The sequence below is a fragment of the Streptomyces sp. NPDC046866 genome (genome assembly GCF_040704625.1).
Taxonomy (GTDB): Bacteria; Actinomycetota; Actinomycetes; order Streptomycetales; family Streptomycetaceae; genus Streptomyces.
Genome location: NZ_JBEYXN010000027.1, coordinates 57895 through 82546, shown reverse-complemented (window position 1 = coordinate 82546; position 24652 = coordinate 57895). Strand labels below are relative to the sequence as shown.

At 67.9% G+C, this 24652-nt stretch carries 13 protein-coding genes and 2 pseudogenes; 7 read left to right on the top strand and 8 right to left on the bottom strand.

The annotated features are described in order from the left end of the window. Window positions 1-136: 136 nt before the first annotated feature. Window positions 137-1849, bottom strand: a complete 1713-nt coding sequence (locus AB0953_RS29820) for a hypothetical protein (RefSeq protein WP_366862679.1) — start codon at window positions 1847-1849, stop codon at window positions 137-139. A 161-nt stretch (window positions 1850-2010) separates the two neighbouring features. Between AB0953_RS29820 and AB0953_RS29815 the strand changes: the two genes are divergently transcribed. Then, entirely contained in the window at window positions 2011-2163 is a 153-nt protein-coding gene (locus AB0953_RS29815) for a hypothetical protein (RefSeq protein ID WP_366862678.1), read from the top strand. A 456-nt stretch (window positions 2164-2619) separates the two neighbouring features. Continuing rightward, window positions 2620-5165: pseudogene (locus AB0953_RS29810) on the top strand (Helicase associated domain protein). Window positions 5166-5224: 59 nt separating this feature from the next. Here the strand turns inward: AB0953_RS29810 and AB0953_RS29805 are convergent. From AB0953_RS29805 to AB0953_RS29795, 3 genes are read right to left on the bottom strand one after another with little or no spacing between them, the layout of a single operon-like run. Continuing rightward, window positions 5225-7213: a DNA recombination protein RecN gene (locus AB0953_RS29805; RefSeq protein ID WP_366862677.1), complete on the bottom strand. Its 1989-nt coding sequence runs from the start codon at window positions 7211-7213 to the stop codon at window positions 5225-5227. Next, a complete protein-coding gene (locus AB0953_RS29800; RefSeq protein ID WP_366862676.1) occupies window positions 7210-7815 on the bottom strand; it encodes an ABC-three component system middle component 2 in 606 nt (201 codons plus the stop codon). Before AB0953_RS29800 ends, AB0953_RS29805 begins: the two co-directional genes overlap by 4 nt. Then, a complete protein-coding gene (locus tag AB0953_RS29795) occupies window positions 7794-8735 on the bottom strand; it encodes a serine/threonine protein kinase (protein WP_366862675.1) in 942 nt (313 codons plus the stop codon). Before AB0953_RS29795 ends, AB0953_RS29800 begins: the two co-directional genes overlap by 22 nt. Before the next feature lie 284 nt (window positions 8736-9019). On the opposite strand from AB0953_RS29795, the pseudogene AB0953_RS29790 reads away from it, so the two are divergent. Together AB0953_RS29790 and AB0953_RS29785 are read left to right on the top strand one after the other, a co-directional pair. Continuing rightward, window positions 9020-9575, top strand: a pseudogene (locus tag AB0953_RS29790) (helicase associated domain-containing protein); the annotation flags it as partial. A 130-nt stretch (window positions 9576-9705) separates the two neighbouring features. Next, window positions 9706-10128 carry a hypothetical protein gene (locus tag AB0953_RS29785; RefSeq protein WP_366862674.1) on the top strand — a complete coding sequence of 141 codons (423 nt, stop codon included), beginning with the start codon at window positions 9706-9708 and terminating at the stop codon, window positions 10126-10128. 86 nt (window positions 10129-10214) lie between these two features. On the opposite strand, the gene AB0953_RS29780 is transcribed toward AB0953_RS29785, so the two are convergent. From AB0953_RS29780 to AB0953_RS29765, 4 genes are all read right to left on the bottom strand, one after another. After that, complete coding sequence (locus tag AB0953_RS29780) at window positions 10215-10709, bottom strand: GNAT family N-acetyltransferase (RefSeq protein ID WP_366862673.1); 495 nt, start codon at window positions 10707-10709, stop codon at window positions 10215-10217. After that, window positions 10703-11452 carry a protein kinase gene (locus AB0953_RS29775; RefSeq protein WP_366862672.1) on the bottom strand — a complete coding sequence of 250 codons (750 nt, stop codon included), beginning with the start codon at window positions 11450-11452 and terminating at the stop codon, window positions 10703-10705. Before AB0953_RS29775 ends, AB0953_RS29780 begins: the two co-directional genes overlap by 7 nt. A gap of 260 nt (window positions 11453-11712) precedes the next feature. Next, window positions 11713-11973, bottom strand: coding sequence for a hypothetical protein (locus AB0953_RS29770; RefSeq protein WP_366862671.1), 261 nt, complete (start codon window positions 11971-11973; stop codon window positions 11713-11715). After that, window positions 11970-19172 (bottom strand): ricin-type beta-trefoil lectin domain protein, encoded by a 7203-nt coding sequence (locus AB0953_RS29765; protein WP_366862670.1) that lies wholly within the window; start codon window positions 19170-19172, stop codon window positions 11970-11972. Before AB0953_RS29765 ends, AB0953_RS29770 begins: the two co-directional genes overlap by 4 nt. Window positions 19173-20016: 844 nt before the next feature. Here AB0953_RS29765 and AB0953_RS29760 point away from each other — a divergent pair. The 3 genes from AB0953_RS29760 (at window position 20017) to AB0953_RS29750 (ending at window position 24313) form a co-directional block, all read left to right on the top strand. Beyond that, window positions 20017-23082 carry a DNRLRE domain-containing protein gene (locus AB0953_RS29760; RefSeq protein WP_366862669.1) on the top strand — a complete coding sequence of 1022 codons (3066 nt, stop codon included), beginning with the start codon at window positions 20017-20019 and terminating at the stop codon, window positions 23080-23082. A gap of 235 nt (window positions 23083-23317) precedes the next feature. Continuing rightward, entirely contained in the window at window positions 23318-23575 is a 258-nt protein-coding gene (locus tag AB0953_RS29755) for a hypothetical protein (protein WP_366862668.1), read from the top strand. A 402-nt stretch (window positions 23576-23977) separates the two neighbouring features. Beyond that, entirely contained in the window at window positions 23978-24313 is a 336-nt protein-coding gene (locus AB0953_RS29750) for an ATP-binding protein (protein WP_366862667.1), read from the top strand. The last annotated feature ends 339 nt before the right edge of the window (window positions 24314-24652 follow it).

Below are 24652 nucleotides of genomic sequence, written 5' to 3'. Positions count from 1 at the left end.
GCGGGTGACCGTAGCGCGCAACTGCATAGCCACATCTCAAACCACCGGCGCACCGGCGGCGGCGTGTTGGGAGCCAGCCGCCCGGCGGGCGGCTGGAATCAGGCGCCGGGTCAGCGCACCTGCCGGCCAGCGGAGGTCACAGAAGTCCCACGGCATCCGCGATCCAGCGCCCCGGTATGTCAACGCCGGCACCGGACACCACCAGGCCCAGAAGGAGGGCAGCCACATATAGGGGTCTCACGATCGCGGCAAACATGCCGCGCCCGTGGATGCCAGCGACATATAGAGCAGACCCCGTGGCGAAGAACCACAACACCAACGCAACCAGCCCGCCACCGACGGCGTAGACGGCCAGCTTCCAAATGGCCGGGCCTGGGTCAGCACGGATGCCCGCCATAAGCCCTGCGGCAATGGTGTAGAGCGCAGCGAGCACCACCAGGTACTGGACCGGCTCGGGCATTCGCACGACGCCGAGCGGCTCACGTGGCGTCGGAGACGACGCGTGGTCATGCGGGGGTGTCCGGGGCACGCGTTCGTATGCCTGGTGGAAGGCAATGATCTCTTCTGGTGTGGCCTTCAACACCTCCAGCAGTCTCTGCAGGTCACCCCAGGCGGCCGGAAGGTAACCGTGCATCAAGGAGGTCACCGCCGCTCGCTGGGCCCGGGTCGCGGTGATGCCGAACGCCCGATAGATCAGCCTCATCTCCAAGAACCGGACGTGGCCTCGTTCGCGCTCACACAACAAAGAGAACATAACCGCCACGTCCTGGGAAGTCTGTGCCAACCCAAGCGCCAACACCACGGCGCCAAGGCTGGCCTCGGACCGGCCACGCGCTTCCGACGACCTCGTCGCCACCGATGCAGGTCGGGTGGAAGCGCTGGCAGAAGGGCTGTCCAACGAGCCCTTGGACAAGAGTTGGACATCGGCCTGTCCATCGGACGGCTCTGGGCGCTGGTCGACCACCAGGGCGCTCGCGTTCTCCGCCGCCGGTCGGGTGTCCATGGGCGTGCCGCTGTCGTCGCAGGGCTGCTGCCCTGGAGCGGAGGTCGTCTCGACGTCATCCGCATCGAGGTCGAGTTTGATGCGCGCCTCGTCCTCGAGGCCCTCTGCCTCGATGTGCTCGAGCCGGATGTCGATTTCGGTGTCGCTGTCGGTGTCCTCGGCGGGCTCCGGCCGGCTGACGGCCATGGTGCCCTCCGGGACCGCCAAGTCCTGGGCCTCCCGCTCCAGGCGATTGATCTCGTCCTGGGCGGCCAGGGCCTCCCTCATCCAGAACTCCTGCTGCTCCTCCGCCATCAGCCTGCGACTACGCGCTCGTTCCTGCTGGAGCTGCACCCGGCTCAGCCGTTCCCTGGCCTGGCTCAGCTGCAGCTCGATCCGCGCCTTCTCCCGCTCTCCCGCCTGCTTCAACTGCAGCTGCACGTTCTCCAGCCGGCCCTGGGTGTACGCAAGCATCGGGCGCAGCTCCGCCAAGTGCCGCTCCGCGTTCGCGGCTAATTCCTGGTACTTCACCACCTGGTGCAACGCGTCCTCACGGCGCTGATGCTGACGCACCAGCCTCCCACCCGGATTACTCCGGCGTTCTCGCGCTGCGGCAATCCACAGCGCGCTCGCTAGTCGCTCCTTGACCCGCCGATCCTGGCCGGGAACTGTATAGGCCTCGAGGAGACGGCTCAGTAACTCCTTCGGGATCAGCTGCGCGCCGTTGAGGTAGTTCCCCCACGTCGAGCTGCTCTTACCGAACTCCTCCGCCAGCTCGCGGAGCGTCGCCTGCCGAACCAGCCCCACGAGAAACGTGGCCAGCTCACCAGCGGCCGTGTCCTCCGGGATCTCCCGCTTCCGCGCCATCCCGTCTCCTTTCGTAGCCCCATGTCCAACCATGACCACGCGCTGTCCAATGCGAAAAACGCCTGCCACCAGGCAAAACGCCAACTCGCCGTCCCGCGCCAAGCCGGTGGGCGGCCAGCCTCTCCCCGACACACAACGACGACACCCTCGGGGAGACCGCGGTGACGCTGTCCACGCTCTACGCCTTCCTTAGCCACGACCTGATCGGCAACGTCCTCGCGACACTCCTCGTCGCCGGAGCCGGATACACAGCCAAGAAGATCCGCACCAAGAACCGCAACCGAAACGACAACACCGACCAGACCACCACCTGACCCCGGACCGCCCCGGGCCCGAACAACCCCTGGAGGGAGCGCCGGCGACGCCCGGGGCACACTGGCGGAATGATCGAGCGTCGCCCTCTGGGCACCGGCCCCGTCCCCACCACTCCCTCGGCACCGGCCCCAACAGAGAGCCGGGACCGTCTCGCCGCCGTGGCCGCCGTCGCCACATCCCTCGCCCGGCCGGCATCCGCGCCCGCGCCGAGCAGACGCCGCCGCCTGGGCCTCGGGCACACCCTCACCAGCTGAGCCCGAACAGACCGGCCGCTCCGCGGCCAGTGACCGACCGCCGCTCCTTGGGCACTGGCCCGCGCCCCACAGCCATCCCGGAGCCCCGGAGCACGCCGCGAGCCCGTCTCGCGGCGGTGGGAACTGCGGAGCGGACGGGCGGGGCAGGCCGCGGTGCGCGGCTGTGCGGGCGGCCGGTGACGGTCCTCCACCGCGTCCCCGATGCGCCCGGTGATACGGCCCCGGGTCCGCCGGACGCGGCCGGCTTGCCTGCTCAGGCAGGACGGCCGGATCCTCGTCACCGTCCCTACCCTGGACCTGCTCGCCCAGACCGCCCAGGCGGGGCGCCCGGTGGGCCACCGATCCCCGACGATCGCAGTCTGCTCCCTGGAGAACGACCCCCGTCCTGGGCGAGCTCGAGGTACGCACCACCACGAACCCGATCCAGCTCGCCCTGTGGGCCGCGTACAGTCCGGTCGTCGTGTTCGCCACGTACGCCTCCCTGATGGACCGCGAGGACATCGACGCACCCGAGGGCAAGCGGAAGGTCCGCGGGCCGCTGGAGGCCGCGCTGGCAGGCGGGGAGCGGCTGTACGGGCAGCAGATGGCGGGCTTCGACCTCGCCAGCGTCGACGAGGCCCACGGCACCGTCGGCGACCTCGGACGGCCCTGGGCTGCGATCCACGACCACGCCCGGATCCCGGCGACTTCCGGCTCTACCTGACCGCGACCCCGCGGATCCTGGCTGCGGCCCGCCCGCAGAAGGCCGGCGGCCAAGAGGCCGAGATCGCGAGCATGGCCGACGACCCGGACGGAACCTACGGCAGGTGGCTCGCCGAGCTGGGCCTCTCGGAGGCGATCGAACGGGAGATCCTCGCCGGGTTCGAGATCGACGTGCTGGAGATCCGCGACCCTCCCCTGTACTCGGCGAGTCCGAGAAAGCGCAGCGGGGCCGGCGCCTGGCGCTGCTGCAGGCAGCCCTCTTGGAGCACGCCGCGGCGTACAACCTGCGTACGGTCATGACCTTCCACCAGAAGGTCGAGGAAGCTGCCGCGTTCGCCGAGAAGCTGCCCGAGACGGCGGCCGAGCTGTACCTCACCGACGCCACAGGCGCCGACCTCGCGGCCGACGCCAAGCTGCCGAAGTCGTCCATCGAGGCCGAGTTCTACGAGCTGGAGACCGGCCGCCACGTACCCCCGGACCGGGTCTGGTCGGCCTGGCTGTGCGGAGACCACCTCGTCACCGAGCGCCGGGAGGTCCTGCGGCAGTTCGCCAACGGCATCGACGCCACCGGCCACCGAGTCCACCGAGCCTTCCTCGCCTCCGTACGCGTCCTCGGCGAAGGCGTCGACATCACCGGCAAGAGGGGGGTCGAAGCCATCTGCTTCGCCGACACCCGCAGCTCCCAAGTCGAAATCGTCCACAACATCGGCCGCGCCCTCCGACTCGACCGCGACGGCTCCACCAAGGTCGCCCGCATCATCGTGCCGGTGTTCCTGGAGCCAGGCGAGGACCCCACCGACATGGTCGCCTCCGCGTCGTATGCCGGCTTGGTTGCCGTGCTCCAAGGCCTGCGCAGTCATGACGAGCGACTGGTCGAGCAGCTCGCCTCCCGCGCCCTCACCCACGGCCAGCGCAAGGTCCACCTGCACCGCGACGAGGACGGACAGATCGTCGGCCCCGGCGGGGAAGGCAAGGACCAGGAGGACGGCGCCGACACCGCAGCGGAGTCGGCACTGCTGCACTTCTCCAGCCCGCGCGACGCCGCCACCATCGCCGCGTTCCTGCGCACCCGCGTCTACCGACCCGAATCCCTGGTCTGGCTGGAGGGCTACCAGGCCCTGATCCGATGGCGCGCCGAGAACGGCATCACCGGCCTGTACGCGGTCCCATACGACACCGAAACCGAGGTCGGCGTCACCAAGGCGTTCCCCCTCGGCCGGTGGGTCCACCAACAGCGCAAAGCCCTGCGCGCCGGGGAGCTCGAAGACCGTCGCAAGAACCTGCTGGACGCCCCAGAGGCCGGGATGGTCTGGGAGCCCGGCGAGGAGGCGTGGGAGAACAAGCTGGCCGTACTCCGCTCCTACCGGAAGGCCACCGGACACCTCGCACCCCGATAAGACGCCCTCTGGGGCGAGGACGACAAGATGGTCCCCGTCGGACAGCACATCGCCAACCTCCGCAGGAAGGGCGCCAAGAACGGCCTGGGCAAGGCCCCGGACCGCGCCGCGGAACGCGCGGCCCAGCTGACCGCAATCGACCCCGACTGGGACTGCCCGTGGCCACTCGACTGGCAACGCCACTACCGCGTCCTGGCGGACCTGGTCGACGCCGACGGCGTCCTGCCCCACATCGCCCCGGGCGTCGTCTTCGACGGCGACGACATCGGACGGTGGCTCCAGCAGCAGAAACAGCCAGCCATCTGGGCCCGGCTGCTGCCCGAGCAACAGGCACGGCTGACCGCGATCGGCGTACGGCCCGACCAAGCGCCTTCTCCCGCCCCCGCGACCAGCCGCGGAGCGAAGGGACCGAGCAAGACGCAGCAGGCGTTCCAGCGCGGCCTGACAGCCCTCACCCAGTGGGTGGAACGGGAAGGCGCCCACCGGCCCGTCCCGAGGGCCCACGGGGAGGAGATCGCGATCCAGGGCGAGACGGAGCCGGTGAACGTGAAGCTCGGCGTATGGGTCTCGAACACCAAGAGCAGGCGAGACAAGCTCACGGCCGACCAGCTCGCCGCACTGCGCGAGCTGGGCATGCGGTGGGCGTGACCCTGGACTTCAGGTCCTGTCCGGTCTCCGGGCAGGACCTGATTCGGATGGTCTTGTTTTCAGCCCGTCTCGTCATCGATCAAGCCGTAGGGCGGCTCTGTCTCGTCGCGGCTGAAGCGGACGATGACGCGGTCCTCGATCAGCTCGGGGGGGCTGTTGTCGGCGACGATGACCTGCGCCCCGTTGCCATGATGTGCCAGCCATTGTGTGAGGTGTCGGTAGAAGTCGTCGGTGCTGACAGCGTCCGCGATGAGGGTGTCGCGGCCGGTGCCGTGTCCGAGATTCTTCTGAGGGCTGTCGATCATGAGGAATCCGGGGTGCGCTGCCCCGCTCTCGTAGGCGGTTTCGAAGACGGCCAGTTGCCAGGCGAGGGTGATGAGCGTTCTGGCTCCTGAAGACGCCACCTGGTAGGGCTCGCCACGTACAAAGGGTGTCAGGTCGTTCGCCATGTGGGCCTGGCTGAGTTTGGGGTAGTGCCACTCAGCAAGGAGACGGCCAAACCGCGTGCTGATCTGTCGGAGTACTTCATTTCGGTCCTGGGTGGCATCACCCAGTTGCGCAAGTTCCTCACGAAGCTGGCTCAGGTTCGCCTCTTGGCGGTTCACGACTCCGGCCCGCTTGGCCAAACCTTCTTGGAGTTTGAACGCGGTGTTCAACTGATCGATCTGGCGGGTGACCGCCTCTCTGCGGCGATGCAGCTCGTCTCGGGCCACGAGGAAGGTTGAGACGGTGGGTGAGGTGGCTTCGTCGAGGGCTTTCGCCGCACGTTGTTCCTCCAAGCTGGCGGTCTGAGCCCGCTGTCTGGCAGAGGAGAGTGAGGCATCGAGTTCCTCGATGTACGTAGTGATCTCTTTGAGCCGGGCCTTCGTCGAACGGATCTCGGCCGCGACGTCCAGCTGCTCAGCTTGTGCGCTGATGCTGTTGTCGGCCGCAGCCCCGAGGGTCAGGCCAGGCATCTCCGGCAGGTCGTGGTCACACATGCTGCAGTGCCCGTCGAGGACGTGGGGCGGGACAGACAACCGGTTCAGGCAGGCGGGACACGTGCGGACACGGAGAGGGTCGAACAGCTGCCGCGCTTGAGCCAGCATGCCGAGTTTGAGGAGGTCGTCGGCGTATTGAGCGCGCAGGGGAAGCATGCGTGCAAGCTGTGTTTCCCGGTCACGCAGAACGGCGGAGCCTGTGCGGGCCTCCTCTGCGGAGCGCCGGTGAGTCTGGCGCAGCTCTTCGGCGAAGCTGGTGGCTGCATGGGCCTGCTGATCGAGTTCTTCGAGCTGTGCGGTGATCGCCGTTAGCTGGGCCTCGGCGGTCAGGCGGGTCTGCGGGTCGGTGGCAGTTTCACCGTCTTGTTCGGCGACGAAGGCGGTGGCTGCGGCTAGCTCGGCCTGCGAACGGTTGAGGCGTCCCTCGAGCTGTTTGATGCGTGATCCGAGTTCTACGGCGCGGTCGTCGTGGACGCCGAAGACGACGTCGACGACCTGGCGCAGCTTGTGCTTGCGCGGGGGGCTGTTTTCGAAGAGGAAGTTCTTGTCAGCGACTCGTTCGTTGGGCAGGAAGGTCAGCCACATCAGGTCGCGGATGCTGAGCGGGTCGGTGCGTGATTCTGCGTTGGTTGGCGCTTCCCGCAGTTCCACGCCTTCCAGCTTGCAGTGGCTCAGCAGGAGAGAGGACAGGCTTTGGGGGTCGCCAGCCGGCGCGATGATCTTCTTCTCGATGGTGGAGAAGGAGGGCTGGTCCAGTCGTCCTTGGCGGACGAAGGCCACGGTGGAGGGCTCGCCTACGGCGCGTTCGATGATGTGGCTGTCGCCGGAGAGCTCGACTTCCAACAGGGCCGAGCGGACCTTGCGGAGGACTTCGGGGTGTCTGGGGTGGTTCTTGGCGCCAAGGCAGTAGGCGACGAACTCGAGGACGGCTGTCTTGCCGGAGCTGAAGGCTCCCGAGATGACAGAGAGATCTCGGACGCGGCCCTCTGTTGTGAAGTCGATGTCGTAGTTGCGAGCGATACCCACCAGGCGCAGACGTCGTACGCGGATGCCATGTGCTTCGGTCATCGGTCGTCCTCCGCGAAGGGCTGGTCAAGCGGCTGAAGTACTGTCCTGCCGTTGTCTACGGTTCCAAGAACGCTGGCGAGAGCTGCGGCGGTCCGGTTGTTGCCGTCGACACGCAGCCAGCCTGCGGTCTCCTTACGCAGGCGGGCGTCGCTAAGGCGACGGAGCTTTCCAACAACCATTTCGGCTGCGGGGGTGAAGGATCTGGCGTAGATCGTGGTGAGGTGAGTGCTCAGATCACGTCCGGCAGAGGTGATGCGGTAGACGAGTCCGCCCTGCTCATTCACGACGCTGCAGCATCCGTAGGCCACCAGCAGGCTCAGGTCATGCTGAATGCGTTCTCGGCGGCTGGTGAATCGCTGTCCCGAGGACGCGTATGAGAGCACCCTCGGGTCGAAGCCCGCAAGACGCAGCAGGGACGCCTCCCGGCTGTCCGGTTCCACCACCAGGAATGGGTTCGCTGAGAGGAAGTCGTAGTAAGCAATGCGTTCCAGATTCGCGCCATACGGCTTCTGGTTGGCCATGGCATTCATGAGGAGAAGGAGCTGAGCCAGCCGGAACTGGACCTCGTCCTCCGGCATGACTACCGGGCGGTCGATGTCCACGGCGACTCCTCATCGTCGGTCGGAGGCTCATGCGGGGGCTGCTGACTGTGTTGATCGGTTTCGCTGTGAGCGGCGGCAACGGTGCGCCAGTGCTTGACCCAGCCGGCCTTTCGGTTGTCCACGAGCCGGTGAACCAGTCCCCAGGCGTGCGCTACCTCCAGCCTCAGTTGTTTGGGCAGCTGTGGGTGCTCTGTCCGGACGTCGGCCCAGACCAGGCTGTGCAACTTGCGCAGGCTGTCGTCAGCACAGCACTCGTTGAAGCGGGATTCCCATACGCCATGGAGGGTCGCGTCCGTGGACACCAGGGCGTTGACCTCCGACGGCACGCCCTTATGGGCGATCTCGCGTGCGACCAAGTCCGCGTTGAAGAACTGGCGCTTGGCGCCATCGAGCTCAAGATGGCCGGCCTCCCTCATCTGTCTGACGAAGAGCGCAGAGTCGAAGGCAACCGCCTTGTCCTCGTCTACTTCCAGGACGGTCCGAGCTTCCTCGTGATCGGGAGGCGCTGCCGTGAATGGTTCGTAGTAAGCGCGGCGCACATGATCGGCTTCTGGAGTCCGCAGTCTGACCGTAAGCTGCGTCTCGTCCCACAGGTCGATGACCAGGTTGTGGTCACGTTCCTGGGTCTTCTTCCACTTGTCCCACCATTTCGCGGTCGGTCCATCCATGCTGGACGGGATGCACAGGATCCACATCTTCACCGTGTGCCCGTGCTCGGCCGCCTGCTTGATCACCGACTGCAAGGACTCCCTGATCGTCCGCTGGTGTGTAGCCGCGGTGACGGGATGGAAGTACTTGGACTGCCAGACCGTGATGGAGCCACCGAGGTCGCCGGCGAACGCGTCGATGCCCCAGTCACCCGGGTTGGCGGTGATGGTGCGGACACCGGGCATCGTGGCGTCCGCGAGCTCGGTGATCATTTTCTCAAAGTCGTCCCGGGCGCCGCCCATCCCACCCGTACGCATCTGATGAGCCACGAAACTGATCGGCGGTAGACCAGCCGCCATCGCAGTGCGTTCTGGCACGACACCCCCCGGGAAGCACCAGACCCCATCACACGTGCAGGTGGTGCTCTTCTCGTAACACAAAGTAAAGGGCGACGTTAACGCCGATCGGCTCTCCCGATCAAGAGGATGATGAGTGCGGACTTCTGCCAGCGACGTGATGCAGCAGCCGCCCCGGAAACGGCCTCGTTCCACGCGGGGAGCAGGAGGACGGCTCCGACGCGGCGGCCGAGTCGGCGCTGCTGCACTTCTCTTCGCCCCGGGACGCGGCCACAATCGCCGCGTTCCTGCGCACCAGGGTCTACCAGCCGGAGTCACTGGTGTGGTTGGAGGGCTACCAGGCACTGCTGCGGTGGCGCGCGGAGAACGGGATCACCGGCCTGCACGCGGTCCCGTACGACACCAAGACCGAGGTCGGGGTCACGAAGGCGTTCCCGCTGGGGCGGTGGGTGCACCAGCAGCGCAAGGCTCTGCGGGCCGGGGAGCTTGAGGACCGGCGCAAGACCCTGCTGGGCGCGCCGGAGGCCGGGATGGTGTGGGAACCGGGCGAGGAGGCGTGGGAGGCCAAGCTCGCCGCCCTGCGGTCGTACCGGCGGAGCCACCGGACCCCTTGCGCCCCGGCAGGACGCGGCGTGGGGCGAGGACGACGAGATGGTTCCCGTCGGACAGCACATGGCCAACCTCCGCAGGAAGGGAGCGAAGAACGGCTTGGGCAAGGACCCGGAACGGGCCGCGGAAAGCGCGGCGATCGTCACCGCTTCGAGTGGCGCGTTCTTCGCGGCCGGGGTGGCCTTACCGGGAAGCACGCACCCCTGTGGCCCGGAGCGGCTATACCGGAGCGGAGCCGACTGCCCTGCTCGCCGTAGGAGAAGGAGTCCACCGCCTCATGACCGACGCCGCGAACACCCCTCCCACCACCCGCCCCGCCCGCGTGATCACGACCGTCGCCGTCGCCATCGCCGTTGCCTACATGGGCTTATGGGCCTTCATCTCCGTCCCTCAGCTCACGGACTACATCGGCGGCCGGGACATCGACTACCCGGTGTTCCTGGCCATCGCGGCCGTGGCCGGCCCCGCCCTGTTCTGGGCGTACATCGGTCTCGGCTTCGGACTCACCCTGGTGGGATGGGCCGCCGGTATCGCCCTCACCGGCATCCTCACCAGCCTCACGTACGGGTGGTTCCTCGCCTCCTCCAACGGCCACGGCTTCGCCTACTGGCTGTTCCTCACCCTGATCGTCGCCGTCACCGTCGGGGCCTTCTGCGTGATGCCCTACGCCCTCGTCCGCGGCACCGTCGGCCGCCGCTGACCCGCCGAGCCGGGGCAAGCTGTCCTGACGGCGCGGCCAGCCCCGGACACTCACAGGCCCCTCCCGGTGCGACCCTCTCCTGTGCCTTAGCTCCTCTGGTGTCGGATTGCGTACGTCTCGTACGGCACGGCCGTGCCGTCGGCGGAGGGGTGATCGGCGGTGCCGGTGTGGATGAAGCCGGCCTTGGCCAGGACGCGGCCGGAGGCCGGATTGGCGGGATGGTGCATGGCTTCCACTCGGTCCAGGCCGGCGGTGGTGAAGGCAAAGGCGACGACCTGCCGGGCTGCGTCGGTGGCGTGGCCGCGGCCCCAGGTGTCCTCGCGCAGGATGTAGCTGATGGTGCCTATGACGGGCGAGCGGCGGCGCAGAGCGATGAGGCCGATCATCTCGTCGGCGGCGAAGATGCCCCAGCTCCACTGTGCCCTCGGCGTCTCGGCCGCCCGGGCAAGGGCGCTGCGGATCTTCTCCTGGGCTTGGTCGAGGGGGAGCGCGCGGCCGGTGGTGTAGCGGACGGATGCGCCGCTGTAGATGCGGGTGAGGGCGGGGGCGTCGTCGAGGGTCAGGGCGCGCAGGGTCACCATGCTGCGGTCAGTTCCTTGGCCGTGGGGCGGTCGGCGGGGTCGGGGGCCAGGCAGGCGGTGATGGTGGCCTCGAAGTCGGCGAACGGCCAGGGCCGTACGTCGGCCAGCGGGGTGGTGCGGCCTTGGGCGATGACGGCCAGCTTGTCCGGGCGGTCGAGGCTGTCGTCGTAGGGGACGGGGCGGTGGCCGGTCCAGCACCAGAACATGGAGGCGCCCAGACTCCACACGTCGGCGGCAGGCCGCGCCTGAACGTGTGCGTCGTCTGGGGTCGCAAGGACGGCGGCGGCGATCTCCGGGGCGGTGGTGTGGGTCAGAGCGCCGCGGTACGGCAAGCGCCCATCCGGTTCGGGGCCGCAGGCGAGGGCGTAGTCGATGACCTCGGCGCGGCCGCCTGCGGCGATGAGGGTGTTGGTGGGCTGGACGTCGGCGTGAGCCCAGCCGGCCGCGTGCATGCCGGCCAGGTGCTCGGCCCAGCTGCGGGCGATCTGCTGGAGCCAGGGCCGGACCGACGGACGGTCGCCTTCGGGGCCGCGGGCCAGGGCGAGCGCCCGCCACAGCGGAACGCCGTCGACCCAGCCGACCGCGAGCCACCGGCCCCCGTCCCAAGGGCCGGCGTCGATGCGGTAGTCGGGGCGAAGGGCCCCAGCTGCGGTGAGGCGGAGGAGGTGTCCGTCCTCCTGGGCCATCTCGGCGGCCTTGTCCCGGGCGGTCGCCTCGTCGGGGCTGTTCGCCTTCAAGGCCACCGCTCCCCGAGTCCCTTCGATCTTCCAGGCCCGAGAGCCGCGCCAGTCGCTCAGGAGACTGGCGGTGAGGTCGCCAAGCCATCGACACCCTGAACGGCGCCCTCGGCCCTGTCAACGACAACCCAGACGACCCACCCGCCGCGGCAGGCGTCCGCTGACGTTGCCGTCAGCGGTGCCATCAAACGCCCGAGAGGCCCCACCATATCCATTCGGTGGGGCCTCTCGAAATGTCCACAGCAGTGTTATGGACTGAAGCTGACTTACCGAGTCACCCGAAGGCGCTCCTCCAGGGTTTCCAGTGAAATCTCACCTTGCACCCACGCGGTGACGTATTGCAGGTCACGAACCGAAAGACCGAAGGCCGATCGAAGTACCTGGGCCAGCCGGAACGGCGCCAACCTCAAGTTCGGATGCTTGTCGATTAGGAGATCGGCGATCTCCGCGATGCTGCACCCAATTTCGTGGTACTCGACGGCCAAGCGTGCCAATCGTTCATTTTCCTCGTCCATCAGTTCCCTCATCTTCGGAATGTGGCCAGGACTTGCTGGAAGTCCCCGTCGAGCCTCGGAACTGCTTCATCGATCCTCGCGCGAGTGAAGCCATATCTGGCTGCCTGTCTTCCAGTCCAGGTTCCCTTGGCTGCCGACACGAGGCTCGCACCTCCACGGACAGCTTCATTGAAGCCTCCAAGGTTATCTCCATAGACCCAGATCCCCTGAACGCCCTGAACTCGGTCCCCGAAGTGGCCCATAACTTCGTCGAACATCGCCTTACCCCGCAACGGCGAACCCTTGCCGGGATTGTTGTGCATCATCATGGTCAGAATGCCGTCACTATCGAGGTCGGCAATCACGCCACTTCCACTCGCATCATGCGAGATAGAGTAAGTGCTTTCGTTACCGCCACGCGTAACTCCGCAGTTATGAACCAGGACCGGAGTAGCCCCCGCCAGCACATAGTACGTGTGGAGGTCGGCAACGGTGAGGTTGTGGACCGTTGCATGCTGAGAGGTGTGGCGCTTGACCGCTGTGATCTGGACCAGCGTGCCGACGCTGGTTCGGAGCCACTGCCCAGGCTGGAGGTCGGTGGCATCGACCCACTTGGCGAGGTCCGCCACCCAGAACGGGTGATTGTCGGTGGCGGTGATGGTGTTGGAGGAGCCGGTGTCTTCGTTGGCATTGATCGTGAGCTCGACCAGGTGCTTCGTTCCTTCACCCTGGATCGTGGCAGTCACGTCCTTGGCGACGGTTTCACCGGTTGCGGGATCGGTGGCGACGACCTTGTCGCCTGGTTCGAGATCCTCGATCGGCCTGGACGAGCCGTCGGCCATGAGGACGAGCGCCCCGGGCGCGAAGCTGTTGCATCCGTCCGACGCAATACGTGCTTCGGCCGTTGCGATTCGGGCTTCGGTCTTTTCGGCGCGGACTGCTGCCTTCTCTAGGAACTTGGCAGCACCGCCACCCGGGACCGGCGACAGGAGTTCGCCGACCTGGTAGTCGTAACGGTTGGTGTCGACGCCCAGCTTCTGCATGACCGAGCGGTAGAGGCCGCCGTTGGTGGGGCCGCCGAAGGCACCGCTGAGGGCTGTGACGGGATTCGCCTTGTCCGCCAGGTCGAACGTTCCCTGCACCATGCCGGCAAGGAAGTGGCCCGGCTTGAAGTCGAACCCTGTGGGGTACTTCATGCCCTGGTTGATGAAGACCTGCTTGATGTACCGAGTGAAGGTCCAGGACTCGTCCCGGGCCCCGCGGCCGCCGTGGTAATCCGGTGACGGGGCGTGGGTCTCGTAGTAGCGGATCTGCCGGTTCGTCGAGACGTAGGTGATGTCGTGTGAGTTGGATGCGGTGATGACCGTGTTGCCGTGGCAGTCGTAGAGCGTGCCGCACTCCTCGGTGCGCAGGCCCGACGGGTCTGCGCCGGAGACGGGGTTGCCGGCTGCGTAGGTGTACCCGTTCATCTGGAGCGGGTCGGTGATGTCGATGACCGGGTCGACGGATATGAAGCGGCCCGTGGCGGGGTCGTACTCACGTGCGCCGATGTGAGTCAGTGCCGTGGTGTTGTCGTCGACACCGGTGCCCAGGAACGTGCGGCTGCTGGGCCAGTCCGAGGGCTGGTTGCCGCGCGGGGTGCCGTACGGGTCGGACTTGCGGCGCGTGATCGCCTGACCTGCGGTCTGGTCGATGCTGGTGGTGGCGGTGTTGTGGTGGTCGGAGAGCAGGACCGAGAGCTTGTGGCCCTGGGTCTTTCCGCCGGTGCGGCGGACGGTGGTGAGGCCGCCGGAGCCTGCGTAGTAGCGGACGGCGTCCATGGCTTGCCCGGTCGTGTCGACCGTGATCTCGGCTTCGCCGAGGTGGAGCGTACGGGAGCTGCCGGTCGCCTCGACGACGCGGTTGCCCGAGGTGTCATAGAGGTAGGTGGTCGTGTCGGAGAAGGCCCACTGCTGGGCGGCGGATCCGGTCTGGCAGTCGGAGATGGCGAGGTCGTTGCCGTCGGCGTCGTTGGCGTTCGGGACGGTGAGGCACTGGCCCGTGGTCTGGCTGACCAGGGTCTTGTCCGCGGCCTTGTAGGTGAACTGCTGGCGGGCATCGGCGGTGTTGCATGCGGACAGGCGGGCCTTGCCGCTGTCGGCGGTGAGGCACTTGCCGAGGGCCTGGACGGTGTTGCCGCTGATGCGCCATTGCTGCGGCCTGGACTCGTTGCAGGACTGCAGCTGAACCGGGGTGCCGTCTGCGGTCTGGCCGTTTTCGACGTCCAGGCATTTGCCGGAGAGGCCGGTGACGGCCACCGCTCCGATGCCGGGGCTGGTGGCGGACGTGAGCTTGCCTCGCCGGTCCCAGTTCAGCGTCTGGGTGTCGCCGGCGATGCGCCGTGTCTTGGTGTTGCCGACCGCGTCGTAGGTGTAGGTGGAGACGGAGTTGACGGTGGAGCCGGCGCTCTTGGTGGTCGTGTCCGCCTTGGTGAGGGCATGGGGCTGGGTGGTGGTGGGCGGCTGGGTGCCGTTGCCGGTGACGCTCACGCCGTAGGTGTACGTGGTGGTGTCGTCCAGGCTCGTGCTGGTCAGGTCGCGGTTGACGAGTTTGGTGCGGTTGCCGATCGCGTCGAACTCGTATTCCTGCCAGTAGCCGTCACCGTCGGGACCGGGGGTGACATCGCTCAGGGTGGGGCCCGTGCAGTCCTTGGTCTTGCCGGTCCAGGCCTTGGTGAGCTGGCCCATGGGGTCGTACTGGAAGCACTGGCGGTCGGTGCGGCCTCCGTCCTGGGTGTCGGTGATGGAGGTCGGGTTGCCGACCGCGTCGTAGGTGTAGGAGAGGGACGAGATGCGGTTGGGGTTGGCCGTCTCGCGGTCGCTCGTGGATTCGAGGAGTCGTCCGTTGTGGGGGTCGAAGCGGTTGGTCGACCACACCCGGTTGGGTGCGCTGCCGGACGCTGCGCGCAGGACCTCGCCGAGGGGGCTGTAGACCGTGTCGGCGGTGTACCAGGCAAGGCCCGACATGGTCAGGGGCATGCCGTCGCGGTCGTAGCGGGTGATGAGCTTCTCGGCGGCCAGGCCGCCGGGTGTCGCGGGGACCGTGGTGGACTGCACCTGGCCCGTCGGGGTGTAGGTGGTGCTGTACGCGTAGGTGCCAGCCAGGCCCTTGGTCGTGGCCGTGTCCGGGACGGTGATCCTGGATCCCGTGGGGCGGTACTCGGCGTCGTAGGCCGTGACCTCGCTCTTGTACGCGGCCGCACCCCAGTACTGGGTCGACGCGACGGGCAGCCCCTTCGCGCCGGGCAGGGTGTCGTAGGTCCAGGACGAGACGAGGGGGCCGTCGGCTGCGTTGTCGCGCACTGCGGTCTTGCGGCCGAGGGCGTCGTACGTCGAGTACTGGGCCTGGCCGAGTGAATCGGTGACGGAGACCTGCTGGTCGAGGTTGTCGTAGGTGAAGGTCGACTTGCCCGTGTCGGGGTCGTCGGAGGACGTCATGCGGCCGCGGGCGTCGTAGGTGTACGTCCAGTTGTTGCCTGCTGGGTCGGTGACCTTGGCCAGCTTGCCGCGGACGTCGTAGGTGTAGACCGTCTTGTTGGTGGTGGGATTGGCTGCCGGGTCGAGGTTGGTGGTGGTGTAGTGCTCGACCGCGGTGGTCCGGTTGAAGGCGTCGGTCGTGGTCTTGACCGCGCGGCTGCCCGGGAGCGGTGCCGTGCCCGTTGCCGACATGCCGGTGCGGGTGCGCGTCCAGTCACCGCCGTACTCGACGGTGCTGGACTGCTGGGGCACGCCCTCGTGGAGGGTCGTGGTGCGCACGGGCCGGCCGAGGCCGTCGTAGGCGGTCTGGGTAGAGCTCCGGACGGCCGTCATAGACTCCGGCACGAAGATCTTCGTGTCCGGAGCGCCCTCGGCGTGGTAGCCGTTGTTCGTCTGGCTGACGGTGCCGTTCGCGCCGTAGAGGGTGTCCGAGACGATACGGCCTCCGCCGAGAGCCTCGGACTGGGTCTGGCGGGGGCGCAGCAGACCGTCGTAGATCGTGAGCGAGGTGCTGTAGGAGCCGTCGTCCTTGCGCGCCCTCGTGATGACGGTCGGTGTGTTGTGTTCGGAGACCTGGTACTCGAACGTGTAGGCGGCCTGGTCAGTGACCGGGTTCTGGGAGGGGGCCCACACCTTGACCGAGCGGCCGAGGTCGTCGTACGCGGTGGTGACCTTGCGGCCGTTCGCGTCGATTGCCTCGAGCACGGTTCCGCGGGCTGGGTCGACCTTGGTCGTGGTGATGTGGCCCAGGGCGTTGGTTCCGGTGACGGAGAACACCGCCCCCGTCGGCGGGTTGAAGGAGGAGGACGAGGCGTTGCCCGCGGCGTCGTACTTCTTGACCTCCCGGCCGAGCGCGTCGTACTCGACGCGCGCCGTCGTCACCCATCCGGTGCCGGCCGCGTCGCGGCTGTCGACCTGGGCGACAAGGCCCTTGACCGGGGCTGTGCCGAAGGCGTCCTTGGCGTCGTAGGCGGTGCGTGCGTCGGCGAGGACGGTTCCGGTCTGGGTCTGCGTGCAGTCGCCCGCTGTCTTGGTGACGCGCTGCGGCAGGCCGATCAGGTTCTTGTCGGGATTGTGGACGTAGCTGGTCGCCGTGCAGGTCTGCTCGGCCGTCGTCCAGCTGGTGCCGTCGTAGGTCATGGCGGTGACCTGCACGGTCTGCGGCAAGCCGTACGTGCCCTCGTACGCGGTGCGGGTCTGCACCTTCCGGGACTTTCCGCCGCTGAGGGACTGGATCTCCTCGCTGCGCTCGACACTGCGGCGGTATGCCTCGAGTGCCGTGGTGCCGTCCCTGGGGCGGCTGGCGGTCTTGGCGCTTCGCCACGGCCAGGTCAGGACGCGTGAGACGACGCTGCCCCCGGCCTTGTCGTAGCTGAGGGTCTCGGCGGCCTGCCCCTGGAACTGCGGGTAGTCGACCCCGAGTACCTCTGCTCCGCTGGAGTCCTTGACGGTGATCTCGGCGCGTCCGGCATCGCCTGACATGCCGCGGAAGTAGCGGGTGCGGGTCTGGGACTGCTCGGTGGCGTCGGGAGCGCCCGTGTTGGCGGTGACGCCGTGCTTGGTCACGACGCTGGCGTAGCCGCGCCACTGGCTGTAGGTGCGCAGTTCCGGCTTGACGAACTCGTCGTCGTCCTTGGCCCAGGCGGCGTCGCCCTCGTAGGTGTAGGAGGTGGTGACATCCGGTCGGCGCCCGACGCGGTCCTTCTCGACGACCTTGTCGACGACGTACTTGTTGAACCACTCCAGCGGGGGCTTCTCCAGATCGCTGTCCGGCGACCAGTGGACGGGGAAGCAGCGGGTGGTGTTCTTGTCGGGATCCGGGTGCGAGGTGCCGATGGGGCAGGGGTCGGAGTAGTCGACCTGGATCTCGCCACCCGTCTCGGTGCGGATCGTCTCCACGCGCAGGCGGTCGAAGCCGGGTCGGGGGTCCTGGGTCTGGGTGCGCACGCGGTTGGGCATGTCGACGGCGTTGGCGATGAAGGACACCGCGGGCAGGGACGTGCCCTGCTCGCTGTTCTTCGGGCCGTAGCCGGTGCGTGTGATCGACTCAAGCCACAGGGGCGGGTGGGTCGAGGTGCGCTGCTTGGGGAAGGACTGGGTCAGCGTCCACTGGTCCACCTTGGACAGAGCTGTGGAGCCCTCGGTGCGCTGGCCGTAGGTGGTGACAGTGGTGAGGCGCTTGCGGGTCCAGAAGGTGGGCGAGGAGATGTAGCAGTTCTCGGCGTCCGCCTTGCAGTGCAGGGTGGACGGTGTGTCCCACCAGGCCTGCTTGTCGCCGTAGTTCTTGGACTCGAACTGGGTGTCACCGCATTTGATACTGCCCTCCTCGACGCAGCGTTCCTTCACGCCGAACTCGACGCGTCCGACGGGAGCGCCCGCGAGGTTGTCGGCGCGCAGACCGTAGAGGATCCGGGTCGGGTAGCCGCCGCGGACGTACTCGACCTTGGCGGGGTCCTTCTCCTGGAACTTCTGGTTCCTGGCGTAGCGGTTCTTCTCCTGCGCCCAGTCGATGATCATGGAGTTGCCGTGGATGTCCTCGACGTAGTCGAGGTTCCAGCGCCATGCCTGGGTGCAGGAGGAGTCGGCGAAGGCCGTCTTGTGGCAGGGCTCGCCGGGGTGGTTGCCGAAGACCGGCACGGTGAAGACGGAGTTGGTGACGACTGCCGGCGTGGTGCCGTCGCCGTGGGTACCCACGTTGTGGCGGCCGAAGTGGTACCGCATGCCGTCACGGGTGGTAACGACCCAGTACTCGCCATCCTGGGCGCCGTTGGTGCTTCCCGTGAGGCGCTCCACCTTGGAGCCGTCGTCGGAGGCCGGGACCCACTGTCCGGAAGCGGTGTCGTGGACCAGTTCGGTCGTGCCTCCGCCGAGCGACATGACCATGCTGTCGCCGGCCCAGCAGAGGTCCGCCTTCTTCTTGTCGGTGGTGTTGTCGTTGTTCGGTGCGCTCGGCTTGGCTGCGCGGTCGTCGGCGCAGGAGCGGTACCGGCGCTCGATGAACCCGGGGTTGTAGTCCCAGCCGTCACCGACCCACGACGCCTGGCCGTTGGAGACGGATGTCTTGCCGTCCACTGCCTGGGAGGCGTAGGTGAAGGCGATGGCGGGCGTGGGACCGGCTGGTGCCGGGGGGACACTGAGGGGATACGTCCAGGAGAATCCGCCGCCGCTGCCGCCCGCCGACCAGGAGCCCGAGGGGGTCAGGGGGGTGGCTTTGTAGCTGCCGACTGCGCCGACGGCACCGTCGGAGGCAGCCAGAACCATGGATCCGCCGCCCGAGGCGGCGCTCAGGGCCATGGTGGTCAGACCCTGGGTAGGCGCAGTGGCCGGGTCGACGGTGGCGCGGACGGTATTGGTGGTCGGGTCGTTGGTGGTGGGGACGTCTTTGGAGGCGGAGCACTCGGGAAGTGTCGGCGTGGTGAGGAAGCACTCCGGGTACTGCTTGAGCTGCAGGCGGGTAGCCCACTCGGTGCCGTAGAGGTCCCTGAACTTCGTGTAGTCGAGCAGGACGTCGGCGGGAGCCGATCCTTCTGCGGGCGGCGTCACCTTGATCAGAGCGCCGTCGACATTCGCGGCCTCGGTCGCGGCACGGGATTCGACCGACACCGACCACGTGCCCGACGGAGCGGGCGGGGCAGGGCTGTTCTCCGGAGCCTGGACCTTGCCGATGCTCACCGGGAGGGAGCCCGCCTGGACGAGGTCGCCGGAAGTCGGCGTCAACGCGACGCTGGCGCTGCCTGCCGGTGGCGGTGCCACCATCGACGGCTCGTACCCTGCCGGCGGCGGTGCTGCCTGGCCGTCCCATCCCTGGAGCTTGGCCGCCGCAACCTGGTCCAGCTTGGCCTTGAGGTCCGGTTGCAGGTCGGGCAGCTGTACTGCGATGCGGCTGCCTGGCGGCGCCGCCCAAGCCTCTGTCGGAAGCAGAGTCGTGACCAACAGGACGGCCAACGCGACGCCGGTGCGTCTGGCCAGGCGCGCGCGTCTCGCGCGGGCCTTCCTGCTTCCGGGCAGGCAGAAATTGTTCGCCGAGAACGGCGACATAGTGACCCCCCACGAGCTGCCGCCGTGGTGATGTCACACGGTCGGCAGAAAAACTGACAATGAGCCAGCTGATTCTGCGGCTGCGATGACAGAAAAGCTACGGTTCCGGCATTCCGTGTGGGCTTTGTCACTTTAGGCGCGGAATACATTCACACAAAGAGCGCTAATCGGGCGCAAATGGCATGCCAGTCGGACTGCGGCGCAGGTGAAGATGTCCGCGGGATGGTTCATGCTCTGCTGACGCTCCTTCACGCAAGGGGCGAAGGACGGGGAGTGCGCCTCCCAAATTTTCCCGGCAGAACGCCGAAAGCATCAGTGAGCACCGAAGGCCGCTTTCTATGGGCGCGCCCGAGGGGGGAGAACTACGCTCGTGTCCGTCAGTGATTCGTCCGTGGACGAAAGCCTGCAAACAGCGGCTGAAAAAAAGGGACTTGAGGTGCTGCCAGGGCGCCGATTCAGGAGCCGCCGTACGTGGGCAGGCCTCGCCGCCGGCCTGGCACTGGCTGTCGCGCTGCCTGTCGGCGTGCATGTGCTCGGAGAGGACAAGCCGCACAAGCGCCCGGACCAGGACACACCCGTTGCCGCGCCCGAGGCACGTCACCTGGCCGAACGCACCGGCAAGGACGTCGAGGTCACTGCCGCCCGCACGGCGAACAGCACGACGTGGGCACAGCCTGACGGCCAGTACCGGAAGAAGGTCTACGCCTCGGCGATCCGGGCAAAGGTCGACGGGCAGTGGAAGCCGATCGACACCCGGCTGGAGCGGGTGGAGGGCGGTTTCGCACCGAAGGCCGTCAACGGGCGTGTCGTGTTCAGTGCCGGCACGAAGCGGGCCTCGCGCGCGGTGTCCCGGGCATCTCTGACCCTGGCCGAGGACGCACCCGCCGAGACCTGGACCGAGCTGGTGCGGTTGAACACCGACGGGCACGAGCTGGTCGTCGCCTGGCCCGGAGTGCTGCCCGAGCCGGTCATCGACGAGTCGCGGGCGCTGTACGAGAACGTCCGGCCCGGCATCGACCTGGTGCTGACCGCGCAGGACGGCGGCTACTCGCACGTCCTGGTGATCAAGGACAAGCAGGCCGCGGCAGACCCTCTGCTGGGTGAACTCAAGTACCGACTCTCTTCTCCTGACCTGGCGTTCCGCCTCGACGGCGAGTCCGGGGCGGTCAGCGCCCGCAACGAGGCCGGCGAGGAGGTCGCGGGGGCGCCGTCGCCGCTGATGTGGGACTCGTCCGGCAAGATCGCCACCACTGACAACGCCCCTGCCTGGAAGCCGTCGGAGGCCGCGCGGCAACACCCGACGCTGGGACTTCCCGGGCTGGGGGGTGCGGAGGGCGCCCACCTGAAGGTCGCCAAGGCCGCCCTCACCGACAACACTCTGTCGCTCACGCCGGACAGCTCGCTGCTGAACGCGCCTGAGACGGTGTACCCGGTCTTCGTCGACCCCTCGTTCAAGGGGCACAAGCAGGCCTGGACCCTCCTCTACAAGACGGAGGGGAACTCCAGTTTCTACAACGGGCAGAACTACAACGCCAGCGGCACGAACGAAGCGCGCGTGGGGTACGAGTCCACCACCGGCGGAACGTCCCGGTCCATCTTCAACTTCGACTTCGGTACCGAACTCCACGGCACTGCGATCAAGCGCGCCGCCGTGTACGCGCTGCAGACCTACTCCTGGTCGTGTGACCGCAAGGCGATGGACATCTACTCGACGCCCTACATCACCTCGTCGAGCACCTGGAACAACACCACCTCCTACTGGACCCGGAAAGTCGCCACCGAGACCGCCGGCTACGGCTACAACAGCTCCTGCCCCGACAACTGGGTCGCCCCCGACATCACCGGACTCGTCGCCGACGCAGCCAACAACCGGTGGGCCGCACTCTCCCTCGGCTTCGCCGCCCCGAACGAGTCGGACTCGTACTACTGGAAGAAGCTCCTCGCCAACGGTGAGTACGCCCCCTACCTCGACATCACCTACACCACGCCGCCGGACGTCCCGATCGCGGCGAACATGAGCACCTACCCGGGTGGTCCCTGCGTGACCACCGGCGCGGGCACCAGCATCGGCAAGACGAACATCACCTTCCAGGTCAAGGGCAACGACCGCGACGGCCTCTCCAACCTCAACCAGCTGCAGATCGAGGTGTGGGACGCCGAGAGTGGGCAGTCGATCCACAGCGCGTGGATCGCCGTCAACAGCGACGGCGTCGTCACCAGCGAAGTCCCGCTGACCAAGTTCACGTCCGGCAGAAAGTACTACTGGCTCTCGCGCGCAGTCGACTGGGACGGCGTCGGTTCGCCCGGCAGCGGCCCACTGGACTCCGGTGGCGGCGGCTGGTGCACCTTCACCGTCGACCACGTCATCCCGCCGGCCCCGGGCGTGAGCTCGACCGACTTCCCCGGCGCCAACCGCGACAACGATCCCGCGCCGCAGTGGAGCATCAAGCCGGCCGGCACCAAGGACCAGGTGATCAAGCTCCTGGGCAACGGCGCCGCGGCCGCAGACATCCGCGAGTACCAGTGGAGCCTCAACCGCCCCGCGTGGGACCAGAAGGCCCTACCGGCAGCCGACGGCACCGCCGAGCTCAAGCTCCAGGTCAACACGGCGGGCCCCAACGTCCTCTACGCCCGCACCGTCACCAAGTCGGGCAACATCTCCCCACAGACCGAGTACCTCTTCTACGTCACCCCCGGCGCGGTCCAGGACACCCCCGGCGACGTCACCGGCGACGGGCATCCCGACCTCCTGGCCGTGGACAGCCAGGGCAACCTGCGCACGTACGCGGGTGACGAGCGCGGCGACACCGACGCCTACCTCCCCGGCGCCGTCAAGGACGGCATGACCATCGCACCCGGCTACTGGAAGGACGCCAACGGCAGGCGGGCCCTGATCGCCCACTCAACCGACTGGTACCCGGGCGACGGCATCACCGACCTCATCGCCCGCATGCCCGATGACGGCAAGCTCTACGTGTACCCCGGCACCGGCACCGGACAGTTCGACGTCGGCCGCCGCCTGGAGATCATCCTCCCCGCGAACGCACCCGACCCTGCAACCTTCCGGCAGATCGTGGCCACCGAGGACGTCACCGGAGACGGCTTGGCCGACATGTTCGCCCTCGACACCGCAGGCGGCTTCTGGTTCTTCAACGGCTGGACCGGCGCAAGCTTCACCTCCTACAAGAAGCTCGCGGCCAACTGGGCCCCCCGCGACATCGTCGGCGTCCGCGACATCTCCGGCGACAACATCCCCGACCTCCTCTACCGCGACGACGCCAACGCCAGCCGCGGACTCGTCCTGCGCAAGGGCAAAGCCGCAGCCAACGGCGGTGTCGACATCACCTCCCTGCAGGCCGCCGTCAACGCCGAAGGCGGCCAGGACTACACCTACGCCACCACCGGCTGGAGCAGAGCCGAACGCCCGATGATCCTCGGAACACCGGACACCAACGGCGACGGCATCCCCGACGTCTGGGCCACCGGCACCGACGCGAGCCAGTTCCTCTTCCTGGGGTCCCGAACGGCGATCGGCGGCGCAAGCGGCCGGGACGAAGACGGCTGGAATACCTTCCTCACCATCGGCTGACCCCACACGACGGTGCGGCTGGGCATACGCCCAGCCGCACCCTCACACACCCAACGCCGACTGGCACCACGGAGCCCGGCAACGGCACAACCACGACAGGTACAGGCACCGACAAACAGCATGCGGGGGGCGGCACGGTCTTCGAGCCAGCCGCCGCCCGCACATGTGTCGAAACCCGCAGACCCAACTTGTCGAACGGACCGCTCGCCGACTCCACCACACCAAGGAGTACTTCATGAGCCTCGCCGCAGCACTGCTGACAGCCGGACCGATATGCATCATCGCCGGAGGCAGCATCGCACTGAACATCCGCGGCAGCGCCCAGGCGCTGGCACGCCGAGCCGCCGCCAACAGCCAAGGGGCCATGCACGCCCGAGGCGATCTCGGACCGGCCCCGCTCGTCATGTCCGCCGGGGTCTACCGCTTCCTGGCCACAGCAATGGCCTTCGGGGGCCTCTTCCTGACTCTCGGCGGACTCCTCGAGCTCTCCTGAGGTTGTCCCGTAAATCGGTTCCTCGGACCGGCCGACCGGATGGCGTCGCTCAGGTGTCCAGCCGAATTACTCAGGCTTCGAGGATGTCGTCGTTGGAGTCGAAGGTGTGTTCGTCGGCGGGAAGGTTGGCGAGGATGCCAGAGCGGGTCGCGCCGGTAAGGACCGAGACGATGAAGCGGGTGCTGTTCATGGGGTGGTGTTCCCATTCCGGTCCGCGGCCGGCGTTGGCCAGGACGGTCCAGTCCTCGGGCTTGCTGTGTTCGTCGGTAAGCCAGTAGAGGTAGGCGCCGGTTCCTTCGATGTAGGCGAAGGGGAGCAGCCCGGTGCCTTCGGTGGTGAGCTGTTCGGGGCGGGGCTCAGACCCTGGCCGGGCACGACCTGCCCGACACCCTGATCGCCGACGTGCTGATCGTGGTCAGCGAGCTCGTCTCCAACGCCCACCGTCACGGGCAAGGACTCACCAGGTTCGACGTCACCGTCCGGCCCGGGCAGGTCGTCGTCGAGGTGTCCGACCGCTCCCCCCACCCACCCCAGCTCCGCAGACCGTCGGTGCACACTCCCGGCGGGTTCGGCTGGCGCGTGATCACCACCCTCGCCCCCACCACCCACATCCACACCCACCCCCACGGCAAGACCATCACCGCCGCCCTCCCGGTCCCCGCCCCACGCCCTCCCGCCCCCTGGCCTACCCCCGAAGGAGGTCACCGCACCAGCCGGCCACCGCCAGGGGGCGGGTGACGGTGGGGCCGCCTCGGCAGCAACGGCCACCGGCCTGACGGTCGAGCCTGCCTCCCCCACGGCAGCCGCGTCCGCACCGGCCTCCGGGGTCAGAAACCGCCGCCGGCTGAGCCGACCCCTCCGCAGCTGGGAGCCGCCACCGCCGCTGGGCCCGCCGAAACCCCCGCCACGGTCACCACCGCCGACCCCGCCCCCGCCGCGGTAGATCTACAACAAGCAGCTGCGACTTGCGCCGCGGCAGGTCATCGCCCGCCGCCGCGCGTCGCGGACCAGGAGGAAGCAGCCGGCCGGCTGCCCGTCGTCCGGAATCCGCGTGAACGCGGTTCGGGCGGTCGGGCA

Coding starts and splice junctions, on each gene's coding strand:
- AB0953_RS29820 (WP_366862679.1), bottom strand. CDS start 1,849: ATGGCGCGGAAGCGGGAGATCCCGGAGGACACGGCCGCTGGTGAGCTG.
- AB0953_RS29755 (WP_366862668.1), top strand. CDS start 23,318: ATGAGCCTCGCCGCAGCACTGCTGACAGCCGGACCGATATGCATCATC.
- AB0953_RS29770 (WP_366862671.1), bottom strand. CDS start 11,973: ATGAGGGAACTGATGGACGAGGAAAATGAACGATTGGCACGCTTGGCC.
- AB0953_RS29780 (WP_366862673.1), bottom strand. CDS start 10,709: ATGGTGACCCTGCGCGCCCTGACCCTCGACGACGCCCCCGCCCTCACC.
- AB0953_RS29805 (WP_366862677.1), bottom strand. CDS start 7,213: ATGACCGAAGCACATGGCATCCGCGTACGACGTCTGCGCCTGGTGGGT.
- AB0953_RS29795 (WP_366862675.1), bottom strand. CDS start 8,735: ATGATCACCGAGCTCGCGGACGCCACGATGCCCGGTGTCCGCACCATC.
- AB0953_RS29785 (WP_366862674.1), top strand. CDS start 9,706: ATGACCGACGCCGCGAACACCCCTCCCACCACCCGCCCCGCCCGCGTG.